Origin of the sequence: Flavobacterium sp., from assembly GCF_049590715.1 — a bacterium.
In the GTDB taxonomy this organism is placed as follows: Bacteria; Bacteroidota; Bacteroidia; order Flavobacteriales; family Flavobacteriaceae; genus Flavobacterium.
In genome coordinates this window covers 1-7,870 of record NZ_JBAWDL010000272.1, presented here as the reverse complement: position 1 = coordinate 7,870, position 7,870 = coordinate 1, and the positions used below count along the sequence as shown (strand labels likewise).

The 7,870-nt window shown below is 33.6% G+C and carries 9 protein-coding genes and 1 pseudogene; 9 read left to right on the top strand and 1 reads right to left on the bottom strand.

What is annotated here, in order from left to right; all coding sequences use genetic code 11:
• Both WBQ70_RS12180 and WBQ70_RS12175 read left to right on the top strand, forming a co-directional pair.
• Positions 1 to 566: outer membrane beta-barrel protein (locus tag WBQ70_RS12180; protein WP_423914602.1), on the top strand; the 566-nt coding region annotated here is incomplete at its 5' end.
• Between the two features lie 246 nt (positions 567 to 812).
• Positions 813 to 1,625, top strand: coding sequence for a tetratricopeptide repeat protein (locus WBQ70_RS12175; RefSeq protein ID WP_423914599.1), 813 nt, complete (start codon positions 813 to 815; stop codon positions 1,623 to 1,625).
• Between the two features lie 128 nt (positions 1,626 to 1,753).
• On the opposite strand, the gene WBQ70_RS12170 is transcribed toward WBQ70_RS12175, so the two are convergent.
• Positions 1,754 to 2,956 (bottom strand): NAD(P)-dependent oxidoreductase, encoded by a 1,203-nt coding sequence (locus WBQ70_RS12170; protein ID WP_423914597.1) that lies wholly within the window; start codon positions 2,954 to 2,956, stop codon positions 1,754 to 1,756.
• Positions 2,957 to 3,181: 225 nt separating this feature from the next.
• Here WBQ70_RS12170 and WBQ70_RS12165 point away from each other — a divergent pair.
• From WBQ70_RS12165 to gap, 7 genes and pseudogenes are all read left to right on the top strand, one after another.
• A pseudogene (locus tag WBQ70_RS12165) lies at positions 3,182 to 3,295 on the top strand (helix-turn-helix domain-containing protein); the annotation flags it as partial.
• A gap of 14 nt (positions 3,296 to 3,309) precedes the next feature.
• On the top strand, positions 3,310 to 3,522 hold the full coding sequence (locus WBQ70_RS12160; protein WP_423914594.1) for a hypothetical protein: 213 nt from the start codon (positions 3,310 to 3,312) through the stop codon (positions 3,520 to 3,522).
• A 61-nt stretch (positions 3,523 to 3,583) separates the two neighbouring features.
• A complete protein-coding gene (locus tag WBQ70_RS12155) occupies positions 3,584 to 3,715 on the top strand; it encodes a hypothetical protein (RefSeq protein ID WP_423914591.1) in 132 nt (43 codons plus the stop codon).
• Between the two features lie 155 nt (positions 3,716 to 3,870).
• Positions 3,871 to 4,284, top strand: a complete 414-nt coding sequence (locus tag WBQ70_RS12150) for an SRPBCC family protein (protein ID WP_423914588.1) — start codon at positions 3,871 to 3,873, stop codon at positions 4,282 to 4,284.
• Positions 4,285 to 4,794: 510 nt separating this feature from the next.
• Positions 4,795 to 5,640: an energy transducer TonB gene (locus WBQ70_RS12145; protein WP_423914585.1), complete on the top strand. Its 846-nt coding sequence runs from the start codon at positions 4,795 to 4,797 to the stop codon at positions 5,638 to 5,640.
• A 276-nt stretch (positions 5,641 to 5,916) separates the two neighbouring features.
• On the top strand, positions 5,917 to 6,786 hold the full coding sequence (gene lipA / locus WBQ70_RS12140; RefSeq protein ID WP_423914584.1) for a lipoyl synthase: 870 nt from the start codon (positions 5,917 to 5,919) through the stop codon (positions 6,784 to 6,786).
• Positions 6,787 to 6,895: 109 nt separating this feature from the next.
• The coding region (gene gap, locus WBQ70_RS12135) for a type I glyceraldehyde-3-phosphate dehydrogenase (RefSeq protein ID WP_423914581.1) at positions 6,896 to 7,870 on the top strand (975 nt) is incomplete at its 3' end.

The following is a 7,870-nucleotide window of genomic DNA, read 5'->3' as shown; positions in this document are numbered from 1 at the left end:
ATACGGCACTTTACCATCGTTTTGCTGACGGAACTATAACCCGAATTTCAAGTACGGTGTCGGGAAGTGAAATCATTTATGCTACTTTTCAGAATGTAAATAAAAGTTACAATTCAGGAATCGAAATAGTTTTCTCTCAAGAAGTAAGTTCGCTATATTCGTTTAATGTGAATGCTAATGCGTATCGCAATCAGATAGACGCTTTTACGGTAGAGAACAAATACCCAAGTGCTCATTTATTTTCAGCAGAGAAGCAAGTGATTTATTCTGGAAATTTAAAATGGAATAATACGTTTCATTTTACCAAAACCGTGGATGCGCAATTGACAGCCATTTATTTGGCTCCCGATATTATACCTCAAGGGAAAATGGATTCCCGTTATTCGCTTGATTTTGGTATCAAAAAGTCGGTTCAAAATGGCAAAGGAGAATTTTTTATCAATGCAACCGACTTGCTCAACACCATGGTTTCTAAAAAACGAATCCATGGAGATGGCTTTTATTATACCAGTAATGATTATTATGAAACCCAAGTAATCCGTATGGGATACAATTATAAATTTTAATTTGTTATTAATTATTAAAAAGCCTTTAAAACAATTGTTTTAAAGGCTTTTTTTTGTTAAATTTCAGAGGATTTACCTACTTAAAAAAAGCAACTAAAATTGTCCCCAACAATACTAGTTAACGAATGCAGTTGGATATTTTTTTTATTAAAAAATACTATCAAAATTTCTAGAAATTTCTCCTAAATGAGAATTTCCATTACAATCAATTAATTTGTAGAATTAAACTTTTCAAACACATCCACCATGAAAAAAACTACTATTAAAGTAATGTTTCTCATAATTACGCTATCCTCCTATAATGGATACAGCCAAAAAAGTACTATTTACAATACCATAGAAACCAAAGATGTCAAGTACTATGCTGTGGAAGAAATCATAAACATGAAATTTGGCGGAACAACAACTCGCTATACTGTCTCTGACTTAAGTCTTATTAACACTTATGATTTAGGACCTAACAACATCCGAATTATTACCCCCATTTATAAAAACGAGAATTTTGCTAAAAAAAATTACTATGTAGAAACTAAAAATTCGGATCCAGATCTAGGAGTTACTCAAAAACCTAACAATCTTACTCAAATTAAAATTGATAGTAAAAAAATTGAAATTCCTGAAAATCAAAAAATGGAAAAAGTATCATTAGCCGTAGCAATTCAAAGTATCCTAAAATCAGAAACGACCGAAGTTGTTGAACCCGTTCGAACTGAAACGACTGTTATTGCAAAACCAATTAAAATTGATGAAAAAATTGAATTTGTTAAAAACCTACCTAAACGAGAGAGCTCAGATCATATCAATATCAACATCATGGATACCTATGAAAGAGTGGCTGATAAAGGGTATAAATCTATCTTTTTATTCAAAGAACTAGGCAATTATTTTTACTTTAACAAACAAATGGAAAAAGCCGTAAAATGGTATGAAGAATTATTTATTATGACTTCTGAAGTAGAGCCTGTAATCTATTTTCGATTTGGAGATGCCTTAAAAAAAACTGGAGATGAAAAAAGAGGAGAAGTATTGATCCAAAAATTCAATAAATTGACTGAATAACCCAATAGACATACCCTTTTAGATACCATTTAAAAAACTTCATTTGGCAATTAATTTTACTTATAAACCAATAAAAACCAAGATTCATTCAAAGTACCTCTTCGCTTTTATTGGTTTTTTATCTTTAGCTATTTACCATCTACATAATCTTGTAAGTAACTAAATCGAGGGGTTAATTTTCCATTTTTAGTAATTTGTGCTCTTTGAAGCACTCCGTCTTTATCCCCATTAAAAAAAGCAGGAATGACGTGTTCTGCAAACATTTCACCAAAACCAATACTAGCATCTCTAGGCAATTCACTCGGTAAATTATCAACAGCCATCACCACGATAGCTGCAGGATGATAGACTTCGGTTTCTTTATTTTCAGTAGGCAAATAACCATATAAAGGCTCTTCAATGGAAGAAGAACGCAACGTACAAGCAATAGGCCCGTTGACATCACATGAAATATCAGCTACTACTTTAATTTTACAATCTTTAGACTGCAACATTTCACGTGTTAAAATTGCTGGAGAATAATTGTCATAAAAGTGTCCAGAAATATAAATATCAGAAACCATAGAAAATCGTTCAAAATGAGATTGGTAAGCCTCTTTATTTTCTTTAAAATTATCAAAAGTAAATTCCTGATTGTCTATTCTTTTGTAATACTCTAAAACACCAATTTGAGTATAAACGGATTGCGCATATTTTTTAGTCAAATAATTATCCACTGAAACTTCTTTAATTTTGATAGCATCAAGAATTTCTTTAGCTCCTTTACCTACTTTACCCTTTCCTGTGATAACGATCTTTAATGGTGGCAATACCAATCGCTTAAGGTATTTTATGAGTTCTTCTTTTCCGTTTAATGTATTTGCTTTGGGTAATTTAAACAATTCATATTTCACACCAAACGCACGAATACTATTATACACTCCAACATAACCCGCATATTTCCCAAAACCAATTAATCTGCGATTGTTTTCATCAACAATCGTTTCGTGGTCATACAAATCAATATTTTTTTCCAACACCGCTTGAAGTAGTGCTCTGTTATGAGGTTGCTTTTTGATCGTATGTGAGAAAAAGAAATACGCTTTATCAGCTATTAACTGCTCCACAGGAATTTCTTTTACACTAATTAAAACATCACAATCATTCACATTAGCTACAACTTCAATCCCTACATCTTGATATTCTTGATCCTTAAACACTCGGATATCAGACTGTTCCACTTTTACTGAAAAATCAGGATAGTGCTGTTGCAAATTAACTAATGCTTGAGGTGAAAAAACAACTCTTTGATCAGGTGGATTCTTTCTTTCTCTTAAAATTCCAAATTTCATATTCAACTTTTATTATAAAATGTGTAAAATACACAAGGCCTTTAGGTTTATTTTTACAAAAAAAACAGTATCAAAACTCCCTTAGATTCAATTAATATATGTAACATTTGGAAGTTGCAGTTAGGTTAATTTTTATCAGAAAAGAGAAAATTAAATTAATTCTTTTCCTCTTTTGTTGAATGGTAAATTTAGCCTTACTTACTCCTCGACCAAAAATTGCAAATCATAAGCCAAATTACACAAGAGCAAAGATACATAATAGAAACATTGCTAAATGAAAATTATTCAAAACTAGAAATTGCTAAACGATTAAAAAAAGATGTTTCCACAATTTACATATAAATAAAAAGGAATTGCGTAATCCTTATTCACATGCAGAAGTTTTGAAAGTCATAAAAAATGATACTGATTTTACAGGATTTATGTTTAACATTGATGACGTACAAAAGAAAATAAAAGAAAGCAAACCTCTGGATATTCCAAATCCAACAATAATTCCAAAATTTTCTTTAGGAATTGCTCAAATATTGCATGAGAATAATTCTAAAGAAAAAGCATTCCAATAATGATAATCGAAACAAAATCAGCATTGAAATTAATCAACAAATATTTTCAAAATAAATAATTATGAAAACTAAAAAATTAGATTTAGAAATAGATACTATTGGAGGAATAGGTTCTTTAACATTAACTGAAGAAAAAGCACTAAATGATTTCTTTAAAAAGAAAAAATCAGCAAAAAAGAAATTAAATTCGTAGCAAAAGTTAATCCATCAGCACACCTCTCTATATACTTACGGATTTAGCAGAACTACACACTTTGTCATAAATCCCCCTGAGACTGTCTTTATTACACGTATTAACTTTTAGAAAAATCTTGCATCTTTGTATAATCAATTTAAAATGGATACAAAATGGAAAATTCAAGAATCACCGTTACAACCCTTGTTGACGCTGAAATAAAAAAAGTCTGGATGTATTATAACAGTCCCAATCATATTGTCAATTGGAATTTTGCTGATCCTAGTTGGCATTGTCCAAAAGCCGAAAACGATATGCAAATAGGTGGCATTTACAAATCACGAATGGAAGCCAAAGATGGTAGTTTTGGATTTGATTTTGAGGCCATTTATACCGATATTAAAGAGCTTCAAGAATTCACCTATGAATTTGGAGGAAGAACTGCCACGGTACAATTCAACGATTTAGGCAATCAAACGGAAGTAATCGTTACTTTTGATGCTGAAACCGAAAATCCTATTGAAATGCAAAGAAATGGCTGGCAGGCTATTTTGACAAATTTCAAAAAATATACTGAAAATAATTAATGACTAGTATTAATTATAAGGCTGAATATTTTTTTTGCTACGGATTAAAAGGATTAGCATAGATTATACAATTTAAAATCTGTAAAACCTGCGTGAAAAAAATAATCACGCAGATTTTTGCAGATAATAATCTATATTCTTGAATCATTTAAACTTAGGTTTGCATGTTAATCCAAGCCTTTGGTATCTGATAAGATCTTAATAATGGCTTCGACAAGCTTTATTCAACATCATTTTTATACAACGAGCACTCTTACCGTACATAAAAGAACAAAACGTCCATAAATAGCCCCGATCGCAGCAAATATCCTTTTTTGTTAGGGCGAGGAACGCAGCCTTAACAAAAAAGATATTGCGTAGAGCGGGACGAGACTTGATAAAAAACAAATTCGTTCTGCTCCTAAAAAAAACAATATTCAAGACAATATTTTTCCTACTAATGCGTTAAGATAAAAAACACCATACTTGCCTATGTAATGATTTTTACTTAACCATTAAACCAAATGAATTATGTCAAAATCAAGTATTTACGAAATCGGCTGGATGAATCTAGTTTTCGAAAACAGAAACAAAGAATATGGTGCTTTTCAATTGCGTCAAGAGAATGGTAAAACCTCTTTTATGGCATTTGTAGTAGGGCTTTCGCTATGCGCTCTATTATTCACCATTCCTAAAGTCTTGCTTAGTTTTAATCTTGGTGATACTTCGCCAGTAGAAAATAATATTGACGAGATTCCCATCGTTCCTCCAATTGATGTGGTACACTTAAATTTAGTCGAAAAACCTCCTGTAGTTAAATCAAATAGTCAACCTCCTGTAGAACAAATTGCTCCAGAAGTACTAAAAACACCTTCGATGTTGCATCCTATTATTGTATCATCAACTCTTGCAACTCCTGATATCCCTAGAAATGTAGATGTCTTACCAACTATTATCTCATCTGAAGGAACAGGTGTAGCGAGTGCGTATCCTAGCACAGAAACTGGCCCGAGCTCAGGCACTGGAACTATTACGGGTGCTGGAAGTGATTATGGAAACAAAGTAGTAACCGCTGCTATTTTGGACAAGCAACCTGCTTTTCCTGGTGGGATTGAAAAATTTTATAATTATGTAGGTCGGAATTTTGAAGCACCCGAAATTAACAACGAAAAGATGGTTCGCATCATCGTTTCTTTCATTGTAGAAAAAGACGGAAGTATGACCGATATTCAAGTAAAAAACGATCCTGGTTATGGCTTAGGAAAAGAAGCTATTCGGGTATTGAAATCGTTAAAAACCAGATGGTCACCAGGGATTATTGATTCACAAGCCGTTCGCACGGCTTATACTTTACCTATTTCGGTAATGATGAATTAAAAAAGAGCATTCTAATTCAAAACAAATGTAAGTCTGATCCTGTCGAAAGAACCATACCTAATAATCAAAACCAAACAAATCGCTAGAGGCTTCGATAAGTTCAGCCTGACCATCAAACAGTATTAAGTACCTGTTTTAGAATTAAAATTCACAATTAGATAAACAGCATCAGTCCGATGCTGTTTATTTTTTTAACAAATCTATAGCGAAGCTTGAAAACTTAAACAGCCTATTTTAAATACGCTTTCCTTATCTTTGCAATCTGAAAATTGATATATGGAAACTGTTTTAGAGACTACTGCACCGGTTGCAAAACCAAAATGGCTAAAAGTAAAACTCCCTATTGGAAAAAAATATACAGAGCTTCGCGGTTTAGTGGACAAATATAGCTTGAACACGATTTGCACTTCTGGAAGTTGCCCAAACATGGGTGAATGCTGGGGCGAAGGGACAGCTACCTTTATGATTTTAGGGAACACTTGTACCCGTTCTTGTGGATTTTGTGGCGTAAAAACGGGTCGCCCTGAAACAGTAGATTGGGATGAGCCTGAAAAAGTGGCGCGTTCTATTAAAATTATGAACATTAAACATGCTGTTATTACGAGTGTGGATAGAGACGATTTGAAAGATGGAGGTTCGATTATTTGGATTGAAACTGTAAAAGCCATTCGTAGAATGAACCCAAACACCACTCTAGAAACGTTGATTCCAGATTTTCAAGGTATCGAAAGAAACATTGACCGTATCGTGGACGCTAACCCAGAAGTAGTGTCCCACAATATGGAAACCGTACGCCGATTGACTCGAGAGGTACGAATCCAAGCCAAATATGATCGTAGTCTGGAAGTGTTGCGTTACCTTAAAGAAAAAGGAATTAACAGAACTAAATCAGGTATAATGTTAGGTCTTGGTGAGCAAGAAGAAGAAGTGTATCAAACGATGCGTGACCTTCGTGATGCCAATGTGGATGTAGTGACTATTGGTCAATACTTGCAACCGAGTAAAAAACACCTTCCTGTAAAAGAATTTATCACACCAGAACAGTTCGCTAAATATGAAGCTTACGGACTGGAATTAGGTTTCCGCCATGTAGAAAGTGGACCATTAGTGCGTTCTTCATATAAAGCACAGAAACATATATTATAATTTTTAAGGCTCTAAGGTACTGAGAAATTGAGGTTCTAAGTAAAGAACAATTCAAACTCCATACTACTTACACCTTAGAATCTTAGCACCTTAGAATCTTAAAAAACTTATGATCAGAATTGCTATAAATGGTTTTGGAAGAATAGGACGAAATCTTTTCCGATTGCTTTTGAACCATCCTACCATCGAAGTCGTTGCCATCAACGATATCGCAGATACCAAAACAATGGCACATTTGCTTAAATACGATAGTATTCACGGTGTTTTGCCTAGTATTGTAAAAGCAGATGATAAAGGTTTCTTTGTAGATGATACTCATTATTTATTTTTCCACGAAAAGAACATTGCTAATCTCGATTGGAAATCCCTGAACCTCGATTATGTTATTGAATCCACAGGAAAATACAAAACCTTTGACGATATCAATGCCCATATTTTGGCTGGAGCCAAAAAAGTAATCCTCTCTGCTCCTGCTGAAGTTGAAAATATTAAAACGGTGGTTTTAGGTGTTAACGAACATATTCTTGATGGCACTGAAACCATCATATCGAATGCGAGTTGCACGACCAATAACGCTGCTCCGATGATTAAAGTCATCAATGAATTATGTGGTATTGAGCAAGCATACATCACGACCATTCACTCCTACACTACCGACCAAAGTTTACACGATCAACCGCATAGAGATTTGCGTCGGGCCCGTGGAGCAAGTCAATCTATTGTTCCTACAACAACAGGGGCTGCAAAAGCATTGACTAAAATTTTCCCAGAATTAGATGATAAATTAGGAGGTTGCGGAATCCGTGTTCCTGTGCCTGATGGTTCTTTAACGGATATTACTTTCAACGTAAAACGAAATGTATCGATCGAAGAAATCAACTCCGCATTTGAAAAAGCAGCTCAAACGAACCTTAAAGGAATTTTAGATTATACTGAAGACCCTATTGTATCTGTTGATATATTAGGAAATCGTAATTCGTGTTTGTTTGATGCGCAATTGACTTCAGTTATTGACAAAATGGTGAAGGTTGTAGGATGGTATGATAATGAAATTGGGTATTCGTCTAGAATAATTGACTTGATT